The sequence below is a fragment of the Stenotrophomonas sp. genome (assembly GCF_032099025.1).
Taxonomy (GTDB): Bacteria; Pseudomonadota; Gammaproteobacteria; order Xanthomonadales; family Xanthomonadaceae; genus Stenotrophomonas.
Genome location: NZ_DAMCID010000019.1, coordinates 19,758 through 39,049, shown reverse-complemented (window position 1 = coordinate 39,049; position 19,292 = coordinate 19,758). Strand labels below are relative to the sequence as shown.

Sequence of the window (19,292 nt, the reverse complement as noted above, 5' to 3'; positions counted from 1 at the left end):
ATGGCGTGTCGCTACGGGTATCCTCGCGCGATGTCTCCTTCACGCCTCTCCTCGCTGTTCCCCGTCCTGGCCGTGCTCGGCTCGGTCACTTCGCTTGCCGTGGGCACCTCGTTCGCCAAGGATCTGTTCCCGGTGATCGGCGCGCAGGGCACCAGCGCGCTGCGCGTGGGCTTTTCGGCGCTGGTGCTGCTGGCCGTGTTCCGGCCGTGGCGCTGGACCACCACGCGGGCCGATGCCGGTGCGATCTTCCGCTACGGCATCACGCTGGGGGTGATGAACCTGCTGTTCTACATGGCGCTGCGCACGATCCCGTTCGGCATTGCGGTGGCGATCGAATTCTGCGGTCCGTTGGCGGTGGCGATGTGGTCATCGCGCCGTCCCATCGACTTTGTCTGGGTGGGATGTGCAGCGGCCGGGTTGCTGTTGCTGCTGCCGCTGGGGCACGGCGAGCCGCTGGATCTGGTGGGCGTGCTGTACGCGCTGGGTGCGGCAGTGTGCTGGGCGATGTACATCATTTTCGGCAAGCGCGCCGGGCACCTGCCGGCCGGGCATACGGTATCGCTGGGGATGTGCGCGGCGGCACTTGTTGTAGTGCCGGTGGGCGTGGCGCATGCGGGGGGGGCGCTGCTGGACCCGGCGATCCTGTTGTTCGGGCTGGGGGTGGCGGTGGTGTCCAGCGCGATCCCGATGTCGCTGGAGATGGCGGCGTTGAAGCGGCTGCCGAAGGAAACGTTCGGGATCCTGATCAGCATGGAACCGGCGGTGGCCGCGCTGCTGGCGATGGGGCTGCTGGCCGAGCACCTGACCCCGCTGCAGTGGGGCGCGATCGGGTGCACGGTGATTGCGTCGGTGGGGAGCACGGTGACGGCGAAGCGGCGTGCGCCGGTGGTGCCGGAGCCGACTGGGTAGAGCCGACTGTTAGTCGGCTGTTCGCGCGAAGCGCGAAGATCTGCTGTCACTGCCGTTAGAGCAGCCGACTAACAGTCGGCTCTACCCGGTCGGTTCAACCCAGCGGATCCCCCTGCGCCTTATCTACACGCGCCGCACCGGCGCATCCCCCGCGACGTAGTACGTCGCTTCGCTGCGCGGCAACGGCGCGCGCCCGCGGATGCGGTCGGCGATCTTCTCGGCGATCATGATCGTGGTGGCGTTGAGGTTGCCGGTGATGATGCGCGGCATGATCGAGGCGTCCACCACGCGCAGGTTCTGCATGCCGTGCACGCGGCCCTGGCCGTCCACCACGCTCATCGCATCGCTCCCCATCGCACACGAACAGGAGGGGTGGTAAGCCGTCTCCGCCCGGGCGCGCACGAACGCGTCCAGTTCCGCGTCGGTGCGGCAGTCGGCGCTCGGGCTGATTTCGCGCCCGCGGTATTCGTCCAGCGCAGGCTGGGCGATGATCTCCCGCGTGATCCGGATGGCATCGCGGAACTCCTGCCAGTCCTGGTCGGTGGACTGGTAGTTGAACAGGATCGACGGATGCGCATGCGGGTCCAGCGAACGTGCGTGCACCCGGCCGCGGCTGGGCGTGCGCATCGAACCCACATGTGCCTGGAAGCCATGTTCCTTCACCGCGTTGGTGCCGTTGTAATTGATCGCCACCGGCAGGAAGTGGTACTGGATGTTGGGCCACGCGAAGTCGTCGCGGGTGCGGATGAAGCCGCCGGCCTCGAACTGGTTGCTGGCACCGACGCCGGTACCGGCGAACAGCCATTCCGCGCCGATCGCCGGCTGGTTCCACCACTGCAGCGCCGGGTACAGCGACACCGGCTTGGTGCAGGCGTACTGCATGTACACCTCCAGGTGGTCCTGCAGGTTCTCGCCCACGCCGGGCAGGTCGTGCACCAGCGGCACGCCCAGGGCGGCCAACAGCGCCGGGGCGCCCACGCCGGAGCGCTGCAGGATCTGCGGCGATGCAATGGCGCCGGCGCACAGCAGCACCTCACGGCGTGCCTCGGCGTCGATGGGCGTCGCGCTGTTGCCTGTCAGGTAACGCACGCCCACCGCGCGCTTGCCGGCGAACAGGATGCGGTCGGTGGTGGCGTGGGTGACGATCTTCAGCCCCGGCCGGCCCTTGGCCATGTCCAGGTAACCGCGGGCGGTGCTGGAGCGGCGGCCGCGCGGGGTCACGGTGCGGTCCATCGGGCCGAAGCCTTCCTGCTGGTAGCCGTTGAGGTCGTCGGTGCGCGGGTAACCGGCCTGCACGCCGGCCTCGACCATGGCGTGGAAGAGCACGTTGTTGTCGTTCTTCGGGGTGGCCACGCTGACCGGGCCGTCGCCGCCGTGATAATCGTTGGGCCCGATGTCGCGCGTCTCGGCCTTGCGGAAGTACGGCAGCACATCGAGGTAGCTCCAGTCCTCCAGGCCATCGAACGTGGCCCACTGGTCGAAGTCCAGCGCGTTGCCGCGGATGTAGCACATGCCGTTGATCAGCGAGGAGCCGCCCAGGCCCTTGCCGCGCCCACACTCCATGCGCCGGTTGTCCATGTGCGGTTCCGGCTCGGTCTCATAGGCCCAGTTGTAGCGCCGGCCCTGCAGCGGGTAGGCCAGCGCCGCAGGCATCTGGGTGCGGAAGTCGAGCCGGTAGTCCGGCCCGCCGGCCTCCAGCAGCAGCACGCTGACGCCGGCGTCCTCGGTCAGGCGCGCGGCCAGTGTGTTGCCGGCCGAGCCGGCGCCGATGATGATGTAGTCGTACTCGCGCTTCATTGCGGGGTCTCCTGGTCAGGCCGGTTCAGAACACCGATGCGTAGCGGTCCAGCTCGATCTGGATGGACTTGGTGCGGGTGTAGGCGCGCAGCGTGGCAAGTCCGTTTTCGCGGCCCACACCGGACTGCTTGTAGCCACCCACCGGCATCGTCGCCGGCGACTCGCCCCAGCAGTTGACCCAGCAGATGCCGGCCTCCAGCTGGTGGATCAGGCGGTGCGCACGGCTGAGGTCGCGGGTCACCACGCCGGCGGCCAGGCCATACTCGGTCGCGTTCGCACGCTGCACCGCCTCGGCTTCGTCTTCATACGACAGCAGGCTGAGCACCGGCCCGAAGATCTCCTCGCGCACGATGCGCATGTCGTCGCGGCAGTCGCTGAAGATGGTCGGCGCCACGTAGCAGCCCTTGCCCAGTGCACCGTCGCCCAGGCGCGTGCCGCCGCAGACCAGCCGCGCGCCCTCGGTCTTGCCGCTGTCGATATGCTCCAGCACCCGGCGCATGTGCGCGGCGCTGACCAGCGGGCCGAAGTTGGTGTCCTCATCAAGCGGGTCGCCGATGCGGATGCGCGCCACGCGCTCGCTCAGCGCCTGCTCGACGTCCGCGAGCAGCCTGTGCGGGACGAATACGCGGGTGCCGTTGGTGCAGACCTGGCCGGCGCTGTAGAAGTTGGCCATCATCGCCACGTCGGCGGCCAGCCCGATGTCGGCGTCGGCACAGATGATCAGCGGCGACTTGCCGCCCAGCTCCATGGTGACCTCCTTGAGCGTGGAACTGGAGGCGCTGGCCATCACCTTGCGGCCGGTGCTGGTGCCACCGGTGAACGAGATCTTCTCGATGCCGGGGTGCTCGGTCAGCGCCGTTCCCACGCCTGCGCCGTCGCCGGGCAGCACGTTGAACACGCCATCGGGCAGGCCAGCCTCGGTGAAGAGCTCGGCCAGCTTCAGCGCCGTGAGCGGGGTGACTTCACTGGGCTTGAAGATCATCGCGTTGCCGGCGGCCAACGCGGGTGCGGCCTTCCACAGCGCGATCTGGATCGGGTAGTTCCACGCACCGATCGCACCCACCACGCCCAATGGCTCCTGCCGCGTGTAGAAGAAGCTGCCCTCGCGCAGCGGCACCTGGCTGCCTTCCAGCCCGTGCATCACCCCGGCGTAGTACTCCAGCACGTCGGCGCCGGTGACGATGTCCACCGTGCGCGTCTCGCTGAGCGGCTTGCCGGTGTTGAGGGTTTCCAGTTCGGCCAGCGCATCGTTGCGCTCGCGCAGCAGCGCCACCGCGCGCAGCAGGATGCGCGAGCGCTCCACCGTGGTCAGCGCGGCCCACACTTTCTGGCCGGCCTGGGCGGCTTCCACCGCGGCGTCGAGATCGTCGCTGTTGGCGCTGTGCACCTTGGCCAGCACCTCGCCGGTGGCCGGGTTGACCACCTCGAAGGTGCGGTTGCCCTGCGAGGGAACGTAGCGGCCGCCGATGTACAGCAGCTGGTCGGGAAGGGAGGACATGTCGATGACTCCTGTTGCGTCGGGAGACCAGCGGGTTCAACGGGTCAGATGCAGGAACTGCAGGTGGCGCTCGTACTGGTCGATGATGTCGTTGATGATCTGCTGGCGGCTGTAGCCGACCAGCTCGTAATCCTGCCCACCTTCATAGAGGTGGACCTCGGCGCGGTAGTAGCGCTGGTTGCGGAAGCGCTGCGCGGCGAAGGAGGGAGTGAGGTAGCCGCGCATCACCACCTGGTAGCGGAAGACCTGCTGTTCGCCGTGGTCCACCATCAGCTCCATCTGTCCCGGCTCGAAGTGGGTGTGCACGTCCAGGCCCTGTTCGCGCAGCTGCGTGGCCACCGCCTCGATCGCTGGGCGCACGTCGGTGTCCATGAAGCGGTACACCTCGTCGCGGACCGGGAAGTGCACGGCCTGGGTGATGCGCTGGCGCCAGCCGCGCTGGTGGCGCGACTGCCCGGCCAGCGGAACGGGCGAGTACTGCGACGCCTTCCTGCGTTGCGACTCCTCGCCCAGCGCTCGGGTCAGGCCCCACATCATCAGCAGCAACACCACCGAGAACGGCAAGGAGGCCAGCACCACGGCGGACTTCAGCGCGTCCATGCTGCCGGCGAGCAGCAGCCCCGCGGTAACCAGCGCGGTCATCACGCCCCAGAACACGCGCAGCCAGCGCGGGCCATCGTCCTCGGGCGCGCCGCCATGCGAGGACAGCGTTGAAAGCACCACGGTGCCGGAGTCGGCGGAGGTGACGAAGAAGATGAAGCTGACGATCACGGTGACGGTGATCAGCGTGCGGCTCCAGGGATAGCCGTCCAGCAGTGCGTACAGCACGGTGGGCGGGTTATCCACGGCCATCTGCGCCAGGTGTCCCTGGCCGTGGTGCAGGACCTGGTCCAGTGCGCTGTTGCCGAAGATCGACAGCCACGCCAGGGTGAAGCCGAGCGGGATCAGCAGCACGCCGAGCACGAACTCGCGAATGGTGCGGCCACGCGAGATGCGCGCGATGAACAGCCCCACGAACGGTGCCCAGCCGATCCACCAGGCCCAGTAGAACACCGTCCAGTTGCCCAGCCAGTCGGCACGGCCGCCGTAGGCGTACACGTCGAAACTCTTGCCGACCACGTTGCCCAAGTAGTCGCCGAGGTTCTGCATGAAGGTGCTCAGCAGGTACTGCGTCGGCCCGGCGAACAGCATGAACAGCAGCAGCGCGATGGCCAGCAGCATGTTGATGTCCGACATCCAGCGCACGCCTTTCTCCACGCCCGACACCGCCACGGTGATCGCCGCGCCCATCATCAGCACGATCAGCCCCACCTGCACCCACGCCGCGTGCGGCACCGGCAACAGGGTGTTCAAGCCGGCGTTGAGGTGCAGCACGCCAAAGCCCATGTCCGCACCCAGGCCGAACACGGTGGCCACGATGCCCAGCGCGTCCACGGTGTAGCCGATCGGGCCGTTGATGCGCTTGCCGATCAACGGGTACAGCGCCGAGCGCAATGCCAGCGGCAGGTTGTGGCGGTAGGCGAAGTAGGCCAGCGCCATGGCGGCCAGCGCGAACACGCCCCAGCCGTGCAGGCCCCAGTGCAGGAACAGCAGCTGCATGGCCTGGCGCGCGCTGGCCTCGCCACTGCCGACGCCGCCCTGTGGCGGCATGAGGTAGTGGGTGAGCGGCTCGGAGACGCAGAAGAAGAACAGCGTGATGCTGATCCCGGCAGCGAACAGCATGCCGGCCCACGAAAGGTAGCTGAATTCCGGCTCGTCATGGTCCGCACCGAGTTTCACCTGGCCATAGCCGGACAGCGCCACGCCCACCACGAACACCAGGTACAGGGTCATGGCCAGCAGGTAGTACCAGCCGACGTTGCGCGACGCCCACGTCTGCGCCTCCAGCAGCAGCACGCCGGACGGAACGGGAAATGCGGTGACCAGAATGGCAAATGCCGCCACGACGGTGGCGGCAAGCAGGAAGACGGGTCGAAGCGTGCGCACCTCGCTGGGAGGCGTCTCCACGATGCTCATGGATGAAGGGGCTCACAGTGCCGTTGCCGGCAGACGCCGAGCATTAGCGCATACGTACTGTGGACACCCTGTTTACACCCCTTACCGCAAGGCCTCGCTGGGCACGTCGATCGACATGGCCAGCGCCAGGTGATCGGAGAATGCGGCCGGCACCGCCTCGGCACTGCGTTGCTGCAGGCCGGTGCTGAGCAGGATGTGGTCGATGGCCCGATCCGGGCGCCAGCTGGGGAAGGTGGGCACCGCGCAGCCGGGCGGCTGCAGGGTGGTCTTCTGGTACAGCACCTGCATTTCCGGTCGCTCGGCCAGGCAGTTGAAGTCGCCCATCAGCACCGCGTTGGGATGGTCGGACAGCAGGTCGGCGATGAATGCCAATTGCGACATCCGCGAATTGGTGCCCAGCGACAGGTGCGCCACCGCCACCGCGAGGCCGCGGGTGCCGTCGCCGAACTTGGCCAGCAGCACGCCGCGCCCGCCGATCCGGCCGGGCAGGGCATGGTCCTGGACTTCCACCGGCTCCAGCCGGCTCAACAGGCCATTGGCACTGGAAGCCACCCCGCCCATGCGGCGGTTGGGTTGGTGGCTCCAGTAATTGAACCCGGCGCGCTCGGCCAGATAGTGGGTCTGGTTGGTGAAGCCCGAGCGCAGGCTGCCGGGGTCGGCCTCCTGCAGGCCCACGATGTCATGGCCGCGGGCGAGCTGGGCGATGGCATCCAGGCTGGTGCGCTTGCGTCCCGCCGGCAGCGCATGCGACCAGCTGCGGGTCACATAGTCGCTGTACCGGCGGGTGCTTGAGCCTGCCTGGATGTTGGCCGTCAGCAGGCGCAGCGTCCGCGTGTTGGGGGAAGTCACGGCGGTTGCGGGCTCTTGGGAACTCAGTGCGCCATGGCGGCGCGTTCGCGCGCGATCAGGTGATCGGCGATGCGCAGCATGTCGGGGAAGCTCTTGCCCTTGACCAGGTACTTGCCGTTGACGATCACCGACGGGGTGCCTTCGATCTTGCTGGCCAGCGCGAACTTCTTGGCGGCATTGGTCTTGGCGGTCACCGCGAAGCTGGACATGGTGGCGGCGAACTGCTTCGGATCCGCACCGTGCTTGGCGTAGAAGTTGGCGATGTCTTCGACCGAGTCACGGCCGCGCTCGCCCTTCAGGCTCTGGTCGGCGTGGATGGCGGTGTACAGCGCTTCATGGGTCTTGTCTTCCAGGCCCAGCGCCTGTGCGGCGTAGAACGCCTTGGCGTAGTTGTCCCAGGTGCCGCCGAACATGGCCGGCACGTACACGAAGTTCACGTCGCTCGGCAGGCCGGCTTTCCACGGCCCGATCAGCGGCTGGAACGCGGCGCAGGCCGGGCAGACGAAGCCGAAGACTTCCACCACTTCAATCTTGCCGGTGGCCGGCTGGAACGGCTTGCCGTCGGCGATCACCAGGTAATCGGTGCCTTCCACCGGGGCCGGACCGGTCGGCTGCGACGAAGCAGGTGCCGGTGCCGGGGTGGTGGCGTCGGCAGCGGCGGTCTCGGCAGCGGCGGTTTCGCCACTGGCGGCCGGAGCGGCGTCAGGCGTGGTCGGCGCAGTGCCGGCAGCCGGTGCGGCGCTCGGGGTGGTCGGTTCGGTCGGGGCCGCCGTGTTGGCGGTGCCGTCCTGGGCCTTGCACGCGGCCAGGATCGGCAGCAGTGCCATCAGAATGAGGGCGAAACGGGTCTTCATCGAAGCGTCTCCAGCAGGTGGACATGTTGGGGCCGGCGCGTCGGGCGCCAGCCAGGGGGGCATGATGACACGCGGTCACCGAGGCGCCGCGTGCAGGGTGCGTGATGGTTCAGCGAGCCTTCGCGGCGCGCTCGCGGGCGATCAGGGCGTCGGTGTTGCGCAGCATGTCCTCGAACGAGTCGCCCTTCACCAGGTACTTGCCGTTGACCACCAGCGCCGGGGTGCCCGGCACCTTGGTGCGGCGCGCGAAGTCCCGCGCCACGATGACCTTCTGCTCGACCGCCGGGCTCTTGAGGGCGGCGGTGTACTGCTCGGCGGTCACGCCGTAGTCCTTGTAGAAGCCCGCCAGTTCGTCGGGGGAGATGTTCTGCATCGGCAGCGTGCGCTTCTCATGCAGCGCGTCGAACATGGCCGCATGGCTGCGCTTGGCCACGCCCAGCTGGTCGGCCGCGTAATAGCCGCGTGCGAAGGAATCCCAGGGGCCACCGAACGCGGCCGGAACCGGCGTGAAGCGCACGTCCTTGGGCAGCTTCTTCGCCCATGCCTCCAGCTGCGGTTCGAAATGGGCGCAGTGCGGGCAGGTGTAGCCGAACATTTCCACCACTTCGATCTTGCCGGCCAGCGGCGCGAACGGACCCGGTGTGGCGATCACCTCGTAATCGTCGCCTTCCACCAGTGCGGCGGGGGCGGGCGCGGCCAGCGCGGACAGGGGGCTCAGGGCCAGCAGCAACAGCATCAGGCGGGGCATCAACGTCATCTACTTCCATCTCCATCGGAAAAAACAACGCCGGCCCAGTGCCGGCGTGGCGGTGAACATAACCCGCCGCCTGGGCGGGGCGCATCTGTCATCGGTCCCGGATCGGCACGCGTGGCCCTCAGGGCGCCGCCGGCCGCGCTGCTGCCGCCGCCGCCGCGACGTCGTCGGCGCGGTTGTGCAGGCCCTGCAGGTAGCTGCCGAGCGCCTGGATCTCCTGCTCGGTCAGCGACTTGGCAATGCTGGCCATGATCTGGAAGTGGGCCTTGTCGGTTTCCTGGGTGACCCCGGCCTGGTACTCCTGCAGCCGGCGCGACACATAGGAGGCGTGCTGGCCGCCGATGTGCGGGTAGGCCGGCCCCGGGTTGCCCGCGCCGGTCGGACCGTGGCAGGCCATGCACGCCGGAATGCCGCGCTGGGCATCGCCGCCGCGATAGAGCTGCTGGCCGATCTCGTAGAACTTCCTGTCCTTGTACGGCCCTTCGCTGACCACGCTGTCGTCGGCAAGCCCGGCGCTGGCCTTCTGCGTGGCGAAATACGCCCCGATGTCGCGCATGTCCTGCGGGGTGAGGTCCTGCACGAACGGCACCATCGCCGCCGAGGCGCCGGAAGTGCGCTGCCCGTTGGCGATCAGCGCGATCTGCTGGGCCACGTAGCGTTCGCTCTGCCCGGCGATGCTCGGGTACATCTCCACCGTGGCATTGCCGTCGGCCGAATGGCAGGCCGCGCACGCGGCTGCCTTGGTCTGGCCGGCCTTGGCATCGCCCCAGGTGGTCTTGCTGAAATCGACGTCGAGCGAGGCAGTCCTTATGGGCCCGTTGTCCGGCAGCGGGGTGATCGAGGTCTGGGCGACCGCAACGGCAGCCAGCAACGAGACAGCAACAGCGGAAACGGCAAGAACGCGAGCATGGCGCATGCGGAAGCTCCGTGTGGACCGGCCTGGCGGGTGCAGGCTGCACTCGCGGGGATCGGCCGATTATCCATGCCGTTTCACGCCGGGGTCAACGCGGCAGTGCGGCAAAACCCGCCGCCGACAGCACGCGGCCGCCCCGGACATGCGATCCTATGCCCATGTCATTGCTCCTCGAACGTGCCCATTACCTGCTCTCGGCCCACAATACCCGGCAATTGCCGGACGATGTGGGGGCCGAAGTGGCCTTTGCCGGCCGCTCCAACGCCGGCAAATCCAGTGCCCTCAACGCCCTGACCCGCCAGAACAGCCTGGCCCGGGTCTCCAAGACCCCCGGCCGCACCCAGCAGCTGGTGTTCTTCGAAGTCACCCCGGACGCCAAGCTGGTCGATCTGCCCGGCTACGGCTACGCCAAGGTGCCGCTGGACCTGCAGGCGCACTGGCAGGCCTTCATCGACCAGTACTTCCGCACCCGCGAGGCCCTGCGTGGGCTGGTGGTGGTGATGGACATCCGCCACCCGCTCAAGGATTACGACCGGCAGATGCTGGCCTATGCGGTGCAGCGCGGGCTTCCCGCGCACGCGCTGCTGACCAAGGCCGACAAGCTCGGCCGTGGCCAGCAGGGCATCGCCCTGCAGAAGGTGCGCAAGGAGCTGCAGTCCTCCTTCGGCGACACCGTGAGCGTGCAGACCTTCTCCGGCCCCGCCCGCCAGGGTGTCGACGAGGCCCGCGGGATCATCGGCGGGTGGTTGGGACTGAACCCGCCGGCGCCCGAGGCGCCGTAACCGGCCACCGAATCGGCCACCCGACCAACGGTCGGGTGTTACCGCGTCGGCAACGGCGCGTATTCGCCCGGCACCCACGCGAACGCATCGCCTTCGCGGCGCACATGGCCCAGCCCGGGGAACGGCAGGTGTGCGCCGGCCACCCACCAGTCCTGGTCGGCGGCCTGCGCCATCATCGTGCGGCGGCTGGCGATGGCGGCCGTGCGGTCGCTGTCGGCGTCGAACGCGGCCTGGGGCTGGGCGAACTGCACGGCATGGAAATGCACGATGTCGCCCCACACCAGCAGTGACTGCCCGTTGCCGCCGTCCAGCTTCCACGACACATGGCCCGGGGTATGGCCATGGCTGTCCAGCGCGGTCACCCCTTGCGGCAACGCCTGGCCGGGGCTGAAGCGGCGCAGCGAGCCCGACGCCACGTACGGCGCCACGGCCTTGCGGGCCAGCGCGAAGGCGAAGCGCACGCCCTGTGGCGCGCCCGCCTCGCTGGCCGGGTCCAGCCAGTAGGCGGCATCGGCCTCGGACAGCCATACCGTGGCATTGGGGTACGCGATCCGGTCCTGTGCATCGAGCAGGCCGCACAGGTGGTCCGGGTGCGCATGGGTCAACAGCACGTCGTCCACCTCGGCCGGGTCGTAGCCCGCCTTGCGCAGGTTGCCAAGCACCTGGCCCAGGCCGGGGCCGAAGCAGCCGGCGGTGCCGGTATCGACCAGGGTCAGGTGATCGCCGCGCTGGACCAGGTAGGCGTTGACCGCGGTCTGCAGGCCCTTGCCGTCTTCGGGCACATAGCGGTGGTCGAGCAGGCGGGTCACCGCGCCGGGCGCGATACCGACCAGTTCGGTACGGCCCAGTGCCACGGTGCCGTCGAACAGCGCGGTGACCTCCAGTTCGCCCACCTGCTGGTGGTAGACGCCGGGCACCTGCGCCTGCGGGTGATGCGTGGTGGTGGCAAGGGCAGGGCCAGCGGCCAGCAGCAGGGCGGCGGCAAGCAGGCGCATACGGGGGAAGGACATGGCAGTTTCCATACAGGCGGCAGCGCCGCGGTGTGCCCATGCTGCGCGCCGGCCGCGCCGCGTTCCGCTCAGAATGCGCCGCGATCCGCTCGCCGTGGTGTCAGCTGTTGCCGATCGCGGCGGGTTCCAGCCCGTAGCGCGCCGCGAAGCGCCGGCTGAAGCTGCCCAGCGAGCGGTAGCCGACACGCGCGGCCACGGTCTTCAGCGGCAGCTGCGTGGTGTAGAGCAGGTTCATTGCATGGGCCAACCGCGCGTCGGCGATCAGCTCGCGCACACTGGCCTGCTCATTGGCCAGCCGGCGGCGCAGCGTTGCGCCGCTCAGGCCGAGCTGCGCTTCGAAATCACGCGATTGCCAGTCGCGCTCCGGCTGCGCGGCGATCAGGTCGCGGATGCGCTCGCCCAGGCTGGGCTCGGGCGGCACCAGCAGGCTGCCGTGGCCGCGCCGGCAGAACGCCAGCACCAGCGCCGCCAAGGCCAGCCGCGCCTCGCTGTACTGCGCGTGTTCCAGTGCCTGCCGCCACTGGCGCAGCGTGTCGGCATGGTCGCCGAGCGGCAGTTTCGCCAGCGCGTCGCCGGCGTCGGGCAGGGGTTCGTTCCACAGCGTGCGTGCCGCCGAGAGTGCCTCGGCGCACAACGGCACAATCGCGCTGAGGTACAGGCCGGTCTGCGGATCGGGCGTGTTGACCACGTCGATGCGGCAACGCCGGGTGATGAGGAACAGGTCGCCGGGCATCAGGTGCAACGACTGATGCGCGGTGGACACCTGCTTGCGCCCCTGCAGCAGGATGGCGAACTGCGGCTGCGGAATCTCCACGGACTGCGCGCCGTGCTCGCGGCGCGCGGTGATGCAGGCGTAACCATCGGCGCGCTGGCAGTCGGCCAGGCTGGCCATCTCGGTCAACAGGGGATCGGGGTAGAGGGGCATGTCCATTACCGTGCAGTATCGAACAACTGGCCGGCCCGTGCCGGCGTGCCTGCGGGCACGCGCCGCCGGGTATCGGCAGCGTCAAGGGGTTCCCGGTAGGATGCAGAAAACCGTCACGGTGGCATGACGGCCGGAGCGGCCACCCTATACTGCGCCCTTGCGATGCGGGGTGTTGAGCCCCACATCCCCGTCCAGACCAGAATCCCTGCGAGCCCTCCCTTGTCGAGCCCCAGCCACGTCGCCGAGACGCCGATCACCGACCGAAACGAACTGGTCGCCACGTTGGCCTCCGGCGAAAAGCCCCAGGCGCAGTGGCGCATCGGCACCGAGCACGAGAAGTTCGGCTTCCGCCTGGACGACCTGCGTCCGCCCACGTTCGATGGCGAGCGCGGCATTGAAGCGCTGCTCACCGGGTTGACCCGGTTCGGCTGGGCGCCGGTGCAGGAGAACGGGCACACGATCGCGCTGCTGCGCGACAACGCGTCGGTCACGCTGGAACCGGCGGGGCAGCTGGAGCTGTCCGGCGCGGCGCTGGAAAGCATCCACGACACCTGCGTGGAGACGGGTACGCATCTCAATGAAGTGGCCCAGGTGGCGGCGGAGCTGCAGCTGGGCTTCCTCGGCATGGGCTTCCAGCCCAAGTGGACGCGCGAGGAGATGCCGTGGATGCCGAAGGGCCGCTACCGCATCATGCGCGACTACATGCCGAAGGTGGGCTCGCTGGGCCTGGACATGATGACCCGCACCTGCACGGTGCAGGTCAACCTGGATTACGCCACGGAAGCGGACATGGTGAAGAAGTTCCGTGTGTCGTTGGCGCTGCAGCCGATCGCCACGGCGCTGTTCGCCGATTCGCCGTTCACGGAAGGCAGGCCGAACGGTTTCCAGAGTTACCGTTCGCACATCTGGACGGACACCGACAACGACCGCACGGGCATGCTCGACTTCGTGTTCGAGGATGGCTTCGGGTATGAGCGCTACGTGGACTACCTGCTCGATGTGCCGATGTACTTCTCCTACCGCGACGGCACGTACCACGATGCGAGCGGGCAGAGCTTCCGCGATTTCATGGTGGGCAAGCTGCCGGTGCTGCCGGGCCAGTTGCCGACGCTGCGCGACTGGTCGGACCACATGACCACGGCGTTCCCGGAAGTACGGTTGAAGAAGTACCTGGAAATGCGCGGTGCCGATGCGGGGCCGTGGAGCCGGCTGTGTGCGCTGCCGGCGTTCTGGGTGGGGCTGTTGTATGACGATGCGGCGCTGGATGCGGCGTGGGACCTGGTCCGCGATTTCACTCTGGTGGAGCGCAATGTCCTGCGTGATGGCGTGCCGAAGCAGGGCTTGAAGTTGCCGTTCCGCAACGGCACCGTGCTGGACCTGTCGCGCGAAGCGTTGAAGATCGCGGTGGCCGGGTTGAAGCGCCGTGCGGCGCGCAATGCCGATGGCCAGGATGAAAGCAAGTTCCTGGAGGTGCTGCAGGAGATCGTCGATTCCGGTCTGACCCCGGCCGATCGCAAGCTGGCGCTGTACCACGGTGAGTGGAACCAGAGCGTGGACCCGGTGTTCAAGCAGTTTGCTTACTGATTCTTTGCAGTTGGTCGCTGAGAGCGGCGTTTCTATTTCTACGTGCCGGGGCGGCCGACGGGCAGCCCCCTCCGGGACACGCCGCAAGTACGTCCTTGTAGGCTGCTAGAAAACATCCATGTTTTCTAGCGTCCCTCCGGGGGCTACCCGTCGGCCGCCCCCCATGCATCTCGTTGGGCGGTGGGGAAGGGCAGCGACGCATGGCGTCGCTCTACGGGGTGGCACGCCGGACTGTGCGGGCGTCGTTATGCCGCCAACGTTGCCATGTCAATCACGAAGCGGTAGCGCACGTCGTTCTTGGCCATGCGGGCCCAGGCTTCGTTGACAGTCTTGATGTCGATCACTTCCACATCGCTGACGATGTTGTGTTCGGCACAGAAGTCCATCATTTCCTGGGTTTCAGCCATGCCGCCGATCGCCGAGCCGGTGACGTGCTTGCGGCCGAAGATCACGCTGCTGCCCATCAATGCGGGATCCAGGCCGGTGATCACGCCCACCAGGCACATGGTCGCGTCACGCTTGAGCAGCGACATGTACGGGTTGGTGTCGTGGCTGACCGGGATGGTGTTGAGCAGGAAGTCGAAGCTGTTGGCATGCGCCTTCATCTGCGCCGGATCACGCGACACCAGCACTTCGTCGGCGCCCAGGCGCTTGGCATCGGCACCCTTTTCCGGGGTGGTGGTGATCATCACCACGGTGGCGCCCATCGCCTTGGCGAACTTGACGCCCATGTGGCCCAGCCCGCCCAGGCCGATCACGCCGACCTTCTGGCCGGGGCCGACCTTCCAGTGGCGCAGCGGGGAGTAGGTGGTGATGCCGGCGCACAGCAGCGGCGCGGCGGCCTTCAGGTCCAGCGTGTCGGCTACCTTCACCACGAAGCGCTGCTCGACCACGATGTGGTCCGAATAGCCGCCGTAGGTCAGCTGGTCGCTGCCGCGTTCGGTGCTGTTGTAGGTGTAGGTGGGGCCGTTTTCGCAGTACTGCTCGAGGTCATGGTCGCAGGCATCGCAATGGCGGCAGGAATCGACCATGCAGCCGACGCCGGCGAAGTCGCCCACCTTGAAGCGGGTGACGTTGGCACCGACCTCGGTGACCCGGCCGATGATCTCGTGGCCCGGCACCATCGGGAACTGCGCGCCGCCCCAGTCGTCGCGGGCCTGGTGCAGGTCGGAGTGGCAGATGCCGCTGTAGAGGATCTGGATGCGGACGTCGTCGGGACCTGCGGCGCGGCGCTCGAAGGAGAACGGCACCAGCGGCGCGGTCTGGTCGTGCACGGCATAGCCATGGGCGAGGGACATGGGGTTATCCTGGGATTTGTGGAAAGGCGCTTTACAATACGCCCGCCACCCGCGCGTATACAGTCAATATATCGGCATGATTCATCAAGGCAGACTGCACAATCATGGCCACTGACAACCTTACCCACCTGGCCGCCTTTGCGGCCGTGGCCCGTCACCGCAGCTTCCGCCGTGCGGGCGCGGAGCTGGCCTTGTCCACCTCGGCGGTCAGCTATGCGATCCGCGCGCTGGAGGAACGGCTGGGCGTGGGTCTGTTCCACCGTACCACCCGCAGCGTGGCGCTCACCGAGGCCGGACAGCGTCTGCTCGAGCGCCTGCAGCCGGCGCTGGGCCAGGTGCATGACGCGCTGGAGGAGATGAATCACTTCCGTGCTGCGCCGGCCGGCCTGCTGCGCATCAACGCCACCCGCGCGGCGGTGCACACCCAGCTGGGTCCCCGCCTCGCCCGTTTCCTGCGCGCCCACCCGGACGTGCGGCTGGAGGTGGCGCAGGACGATGGCCTGGTGGATATCGTGGCCAAGGGATACGACGCCGGCGTACGCCTGCATGAGTTCGTGCCCGAGGACATGGTGGCGGTGCCGCTCGGCCCGCCGCTGCGCGGGCTGATCGTGGCGTCGCCTGCCTATCTGCATGAGCGGGCGGTGCCGCAGCATCCGCGCGAGCTGGCGCAGCACGAGTGCGTGCGCTTCCGCTTCGCCAGCGGGCATCTGTACAAGTGGCAGTTCGAGCGCGATGGCCAGGCGTTGGACATCGACGTGCCCGGGCGGCTCACCCTCGGCGACCAGCACACCATCCTGCAGGCAGTGCTCGACGGCCTCGGCCTGGCCTACGTGCTGGAAGATGCGGCGCGCCCGTATCTGGACGAGGGCCGGCTGGTGGCGGTGCTGGAGGACTGGAGCGAGCCGTTCGCCGGCTGGGTGCTGTACTACCCGCAGCAGCGGCAGATGTCGTCGGCCCTGCGTGCGTTCGTGGACATGCTGCGCGAAGGCGATTGAGCCCGGGGCAGGCGGCGTGATAGCGTCGCCCGCATTGCATGGGGACACGGACTGTCGATGAACCGCACCATCGTACTGCTGATGATTCTGGGACTGGCCGGCGGGCTGCTGCACGCCAAGCGCACGTTCTTTCCGTCGCGCGCGCAGTTGGCCCGCGACGCCGCAGCGATGCCGATCTCCGTGCCGCCGGCGCAGACCGTGCGCGGCCCGGCAGTGGATGTCTACGGCCGCGATGGCTGCGGTTTTACGCGGCGCATGCTGGCCGACCTGCAGGCCGCCAACGTGCCGGTGCGTTACCACGACATCGACCAACCCGCGGTGGAAGCCCAGTTCGATGCGCGCTTCAGGCATGAAGGCCTGCTGCGCAACGGCGCCTACGAGCTGCCCGTGGTGGCGGTGGCGGGGCAGTCGCTGGCGCGGCCCGCATCCGATTCGGTGATCTACCGCTTCAAGACGCGCTGACCCTTCGCCTTGATCAGTCGCCGCTGATGGCGTCGTAGCCGCGTCCGAGGAACTGCAGCAGGCAGAACCCGTGGCCGAACGGATCGGCAAGCAGGGCAATGCGTCCCCAGGCGTGCGTCACCGGTGCCTGCTCCACGCGTGCGCCCGCGGCCACGGCCCGTGCCAGTGCCGCATCCAGATCGTCCACCACCCAGTCCAGGTGCAGTGGCGTCCAATGCCGCCGGTAGTCGCGCCGGTCACGCACCTGCGGCGTGGCCGACGTGCCCGAGGGCTTGACCAGCAGGTAGATTGGCGCGGGCCCACCGAGCAGTTCCACCCCGTCGGCACCGAAGCGTCGCCCCGCACGCAGGCCGAAGGCGCGCGTGTAGAACGCCAGCGCGGTGTCGAGGTTGTCGACGTCGATGTTGACCAGAAAGTCCATGCGACAGCCAGCGGGCGACAGGAGCGGCCACTGTACCGCGCCACCGCAACCCGCCACGGCGGCGAACCGGTTGGCGGGCTGCACAACCCGTAGAGCCACCCCATGGCTGGCTGCACAGGCCAGTACATTTACTGACCCAAAGCGCGTTGAATCACCTTTCCAAAGCGTTGCCGCAGAGGGACCATGGAGCCCAGTTGGCGGACACCCTGACGTTCACCCTGAGCTCGGTCACCCTGGAGAACCAGCCATGTTGCTCTCCCTGCCGTTCCGCACCAACGTCCTCACCCTCGGCATCGCCACCGTGGCCCTGCTGGCCATCGCACCGCAGGCACGCGCGGTTGAGCCGCTGGATACCTTCAGTGCACGCATCAGCGGCTACGTCACCTCGTTCGACACCGAGCTCCGCGCAGATGGCGATGGCAGGCAGGGCACCGACATCAACCTGCACCGCGATCTGGGCCTGGGCAACGACAACGTGGTGGCCAACGTCGGTCTCACCTGGCGTCCGTGGGACGCCCATGAGTTCGCCATCTCCTATTACACGCAGAGCGCCGACGCCACCCGCGTGATCAACCGCGATATCGACTTCGATGGAACGCGCTACACAGCCTCAAGCACCGTACGCACCGACGTGGACATCGATGCCTACGAGGCCTCGTACACCTGGTGGGCGGCATCGCAGGAGCGCTGGGCGCTTGGCCCGCGGGTCGGCCTGGTCTGGTACCGCATGGAGCTGGGCATCGCGCTGGATGTGGATGCGGGTGGCATCCAGGGCGGCGGCGCGGTCAGCAGCAAGGTATCGGCCGATGTGCCGGCGCCGACCATTGGCGGCGCCTGGCGCTGGACCCCCGCCGAGCAATGGCGCGTGTCCGCCGACGCCGGCTACTTCTCGGCGGACGTGGATGACGTCGATGCCGACGTCTACTTCGGTCGCGCGGGCGTGGAGTGGTTCCCGTGGGAGCGCGCCGGCTTCCTGCTCGATTACACCTTCACCAGGATCGAGGCCGATGCGGTCAAGGACAGCTTCAGCGGCAACGTGGACTTCACCGACGCCGGCCTGCGATTGGGCTTCGTGTATCGCTTCTAGGCGGGCTGACGCCGCGTACGCAGCGCGGAGGTGCCGAAGATCAGCTGCTGCGCCATCGGCCGGCCGATGAAGCGGGCAGGGAAGATCGGGGCCGGCGCGCTGGCTTCGTCCAGGCGGGCCAGGTGCGCCGGACTGAGGTGGACGTCGAGCGCGCCCAGGTTGTCCTCCGCCTGGGCCAGCGTGCGCGCGCCGATGATCGGCGACACCACGGCCGGGTGGGTCAATGTCCACGCGATGGCCACCTGCGAACGCGATACGCCCAGTTCCTCCGCCACCGCGCCGACGACGTCGGCAATGGCCAGCGAACGCCGGTTGAGGTGCCCGGTGGAGGCGATCACGCCTTTGCGGCTGCTGGACACCTCGGCATCGTTGTCGTCCGACAGATCGGCAGCGCCGTACTTGCCGGTCAGGATGCCGCCCCCGAGCGGCGACCACGGCAGCACGCCCAGCCCCAGTGCCTCGGCCATGGGCAGCAGCTCATGTTCCACCGTGCGTTCAACCAGGCTGTACTCGATCTGCAGGGCCACCAGCGGTGACCAGCCACGCAGGTCGGCCAGGGTCTGCAGCTCGGCAACCTGCCAGGCCGGCGTGTTGCAGATGCCGAGGTACACCACCTTGCCGGCGCGTACCAGGTCGTCGAGCGCACGCATCACTTCGTCCGGGCGCGTGGTGAAGTCCCAGGCGTGGATATACATCAGGTCGATGCGGTCGGTGTCCAGCTGGGCCAGGCTGGTTTCCACCGAGCGCACCAGGTTGTAGCGGTGGTTGCCGCCGGAATTGATGTTGGACGGATCGCGCGCCATGGTGAACTTGGTGGCCAGCACCAGCCGGTCACGACGGGACTTCACCAGGCTGCCGAGCATCCGCTCGGAGGCGCCGTTGGTGTAGTTCACCGAGGTGTCGATGAAGTTGCCGCCGCGGTCCACATACGCATCGAAGATGCGTCGTGCCTCCACGTCGTCGGCGCCCCAGCCCCACTCGGAGCCGAAGGTCATGGTGCCCAGCGAAAGCGGCGAGACCCGCAGTCCCGAGCGCCCCAGCAGGCGGTAGTGGTCGAGCGAAGTGGCAGTGGTCATGCGCGCGTTCTCCTTGGCGGGAAGGGTCGGAGGCAAGGACGAGGTCGTCCCTGCAGTGGCCG

The 19,292-nt window shown here is 68.1% G+C and carries 18 protein-coding genes; 6 read left to right on the top strand and 12 right to left on the bottom strand.

All coding sequences use genetic code 11. The features are described from left to right. The first annotated feature begins 30 nt into the window (after positions 1 to 30). Complete coding sequence (locus RT456_RS13935) at positions 31 to 909, top strand: EamA family transporter (protein ID WP_313347630.1); 879 nt, start codon at positions 31 to 33, stop codon at positions 907 to 909. A 123-nt stretch (positions 910 to 1,032) separates the two neighbouring features. Here the strand turns inward: RT456_RS13935 and betA are convergent, their stop codons facing one another. The 7 genes from betA to RT456_RS13900 form a co-directional block, all read right to left on the bottom strand. Continuing rightward, positions 1,033 to 2,706, bottom strand: coding sequence for a choline dehydrogenase (gene betA / locus RT456_RS13930; RefSeq protein ID WP_313347628.1), 1,674 nt, complete (start codon positions 2,704 to 2,706; stop codon positions 1,033 to 1,035). A gap of 25 nt (positions 2,707 to 2,731) precedes the next feature. Continuing rightward, positions 2,732 to 4,204 carry a betaine-aldehyde dehydrogenase gene (betB, locus tag RT456_RS13925; protein ID WP_313347626.1) on the bottom strand — a complete coding sequence of 491 codons (1,473 nt, stop codon included), beginning with the start codon at positions 4,202 to 4,204 and terminating at the stop codon, positions 2,732 to 2,734. A gap of 36 nt (positions 4,205 to 4,240) precedes the next feature. Beyond that, positions 4,241 to 6,220, bottom strand: coding sequence for a choline BCCT transporter BetT (gene betT, locus RT456_RS13920; protein ID WP_313347624.1), 1,980 nt, complete (start codon positions 6,218 to 6,220; stop codon positions 4,241 to 4,243). 81 nt (positions 6,221 to 6,301) lie between these two features. After that, positions 6,302 to 7,039 (bottom strand): endonuclease/exonuclease/phosphatase family protein, encoded by a 738-nt coding sequence (locus RT456_RS13915; protein ID WP_313347667.1) that lies wholly within the window; start codon positions 7,037 to 7,039, stop codon positions 6,302 to 6,304. Positions 7,040 to 7,092: 53 nt separating this feature from the next. After that, positions 7,093 to 7,923, bottom strand: a complete 831-nt coding sequence (locus tag RT456_RS13910) for a thiol:disulfide interchange protein DsbA/DsbL (protein ID WP_313347622.1) — start codon at positions 7,921 to 7,923, stop codon at positions 7,093 to 7,095. Between the two features lie 109 nt (positions 7,924 to 8,032). Beyond that, entirely contained in the window at positions 8,033 to 8,680 is a 648-nt protein-coding gene (locus RT456_RS13905; protein WP_313347620.1) for a thiol:disulfide interchange protein DsbA/DsbL, read from the bottom strand. A gap of 118 nt (positions 8,681 to 8,798) precedes the next feature. Continuing rightward, positions 8,799 to 9,593, bottom strand: a complete 795-nt coding sequence (locus RT456_RS13900) for a c-type cytochrome (protein WP_313347619.1) — start codon at positions 9,591 to 9,593, stop codon at positions 8,799 to 8,801. 155 nt (positions 9,594 to 9,748) lie between these two features. On the opposite strand from RT456_RS13900, the gene yihA reads away from it, so the two are divergent. Further along, complete coding sequence (gene yihA, locus RT456_RS13895; protein ID WP_313347618.1) at positions 9,749 to 10,372, top strand: ribosome biogenesis GTP-binding protein YihA/YsxC; 624 nt, start codon at positions 9,749 to 9,751, stop codon at positions 10,370 to 10,372. A 38-nt stretch (positions 10,373 to 10,410) separates the two neighbouring features. Here the strand turns inward: yihA and RT456_RS13890 are convergent, their stop codons facing one another. After that, complete coding sequence (locus tag RT456_RS13890) at positions 10,411 to 11,382, bottom strand: MBL fold metallo-hydrolase (RefSeq protein ID WP_313347617.1); 972 nt, start codon at positions 11,380 to 11,382, stop codon at positions 10,411 to 10,413. Positions 11,383 to 11,482: 100 nt separating this feature from the next. Next, entirely contained in the window at positions 11,483 to 12,307 is an 825-nt protein-coding gene (locus RT456_RS13885; protein ID WP_313347615.1) for a helix-turn-helix transcriptional regulator, read from the bottom strand. Between the two features lie 219 nt (positions 12,308 to 12,526). On the opposite strand from RT456_RS13885, the gene RT456_RS13880 reads away from it, so the two are divergent. Next, positions 12,527 to 13,891, top strand: a complete 1,365-nt coding sequence (locus tag RT456_RS13880) for a glutamate--cysteine ligase (protein ID WP_313347613.1) — start codon at positions 12,527 to 12,529, stop codon at positions 13,889 to 13,891. 245 nt (positions 13,892 to 14,136) lie between these two features. Here the strand turns inward: RT456_RS13880 and RT456_RS13875 are convergent, their stop codons facing one another. After that, complete coding sequence (locus RT456_RS13875; RefSeq protein WP_313347611.1) at positions 14,137 to 15,189, bottom strand: NAD(P)-dependent alcohol dehydrogenase; 1,053 nt, start codon at positions 15,187 to 15,189, stop codon at positions 14,137 to 14,139. Between the two features lie 104 nt (positions 15,190 to 15,293). On the opposite strand from RT456_RS13875, the gene RT456_RS13870 reads away from it, so the two are divergent. Together RT456_RS13870 and RT456_RS13865 are read left to right on the top strand one after the other, a co-directional pair. After that, positions 15,294 to 16,184, top strand: coding sequence for a LysR family transcriptional regulator (locus tag RT456_RS13870; protein ID WP_313347610.1), 891 nt, complete (start codon positions 15,294 to 15,296; stop codon positions 16,182 to 16,184). A gap of 57 nt (positions 16,185 to 16,241) precedes the next feature. Further along, the gene (locus RT456_RS13865; RefSeq protein WP_313347608.1) at positions 16,242 to 16,646 is read left to right on the top strand and encodes a hypothetical protein; all 405 of its coding nucleotides are present in this window, start codon (positions 16,242 to 16,244) and stop codon (positions 16,644 to 16,646) included. 13 nt (positions 16,647 to 16,659) lie between these two features. Here RT456_RS13865 and RT456_RS13860 read toward each other — a convergent pair whose 3' ends face one another. Then, entirely contained in the window at positions 16,660 to 17,067 is a 408-nt protein-coding gene (locus tag RT456_RS13860; RefSeq protein WP_313347606.1) for a VOC family protein, read from the bottom strand. Positions 17,068 to 17,314: 247 nt separating this feature from the next. Here RT456_RS13860 and RT456_RS13855 point away from each other — a divergent pair, with 247 nt between their 5' ends. Beyond that, on the top strand, positions 17,315 to 18,154 hold the full coding sequence (locus RT456_RS13855; RefSeq protein ID WP_313347604.1) for a hypothetical protein: 840 nt from the start codon (positions 17,315 to 17,317) through the stop codon (positions 18,152 to 18,154). Here RT456_RS13855 and RT456_RS13850 read toward each other — a convergent pair. After that, positions 18,151 to 19,230: an aldo/keto reductase gene (locus RT456_RS13850; RefSeq protein WP_313347602.1), complete on the bottom strand. Its 1,080-nt coding sequence runs from the start codon at positions 19,228 to 19,230 to the stop codon at positions 18,151 to 18,153. The two genes, RT456_RS13855 and RT456_RS13850, sit on opposite strands and share 4 nt — an antisense overlap. Between the last annotated feature and the right edge of the window lie 62 nt (positions 19,231 to 19,292).

What these genes read in the sequence shown, in the direction of transcription:
- RT456_RS13875 (WP_313347611.1), bottom strand. Translation starts at nt 15,189, where the DNA reads ATGTCCCTCGCCCATGGCTATGCCGTGCACGACCAGACCGCGCCGCTG.
- RT456_RS13900 (WP_313347619.1), bottom strand. Translation starts at nt 9,593, where the DNA reads ATGCGCCATGCTCGCGTTCTTGCCGTTTCCGCTGTTGCTGTCTCGTTG.
- RT456_RS13910 (WP_313347622.1), bottom strand. Translation starts at nt 7,923, where the DNA reads ATGAAGACCCGTTTCGCCCTCATTCTGATGGCACTGCTGCCGATCCTG.
- RT456_RS13865 (WP_313347608.1), top strand. Translation starts at nt 16,242, where the DNA reads ATGAACCGCACCATCGTACTGCTGATGATTCTGGGACTGGCCGGCGGG.
- RT456_RS13850 (WP_313347602.1), bottom strand. Translation starts at nt 19,230, where the DNA reads ATGACCACTGCCACTTCGCTCGACCACTACCGCCTGCTGGGGCGCTCG.
- RT456_RS13860 (WP_313347606.1), bottom strand. Translation starts at nt 17,067, where the DNA reads ATGGACTTTCTGGTCAACATCGACGTCGACAACCTCGACACCGCGCTG.
- betA (WP_313347628.1), bottom strand. Translation starts at nt 2,706, where the DNA reads ATGAAGCGCGAGTACGACTACATCATCATCGGCGCCGGCTCGGCCGGC.
- betT (WP_313347624.1), bottom strand. Translation starts at nt 6,220, where the DNA reads ATGAGCATCGTGGAGACGCCTCCCAGCGAGGTGCGCACGCTTCGACCC.
- RT456_RS13935 (WP_313347630.1), top strand. Translation starts at nt 31, where the DNA reads ATGTCTCCTTCACGCCTCTCCTCGCTGTTCCCCGTCCTGGCCGTGCTC.
- betB (WP_313347626.1), bottom strand. Translation starts at nt 4,204, where the DNA reads ATGTCCTCCCTTCCCGACCAGCTGCTGTACATCGGCGGCCGCTACGTT.
- RT456_RS13870 (WP_313347610.1), top strand. Translation starts at nt 15,294, where the DNA reads ATGGCCACTGACAACCTTACCCACCTGGCCGCCTTTGCGGCCGTGGCC.
- RT456_RS13905 (WP_313347620.1), bottom strand. Translation starts at nt 8,680, where the DNA reads ATGACGTTGATGCCCCGCCTGATGCTGTTGCTGCTGGCCCTGAGCCCC.
- RT456_RS13890 (WP_313347617.1), bottom strand. Translation starts at nt 11,382, where the DNA reads ATGTCCTTCCCCCGTATGCGCCTGCTTGCCGCCGCCCTGCTGCTGGCC.
- yihA (WP_313347618.1), top strand. Translation starts at nt 9,749, where the DNA reads ATGTCATTGCTCCTCGAACGTGCCCATTACCTGCTCTCGGCCCACAAT.
- RT456_RS13855 (WP_313347604.1), top strand. Translation starts at nt 17,315, where the DNA reads ATGTTGCTCTCCCTGCCGTTCCGCACCAACGTCCTCACCCTCGGCATC.
- RT456_RS13885 (WP_313347615.1), bottom strand. Translation starts at nt 12,307, where the DNA reads ATGCCCCTCTACCCCGATCCCCTGTTGACCGAGATGGCCAGCCTGGCC.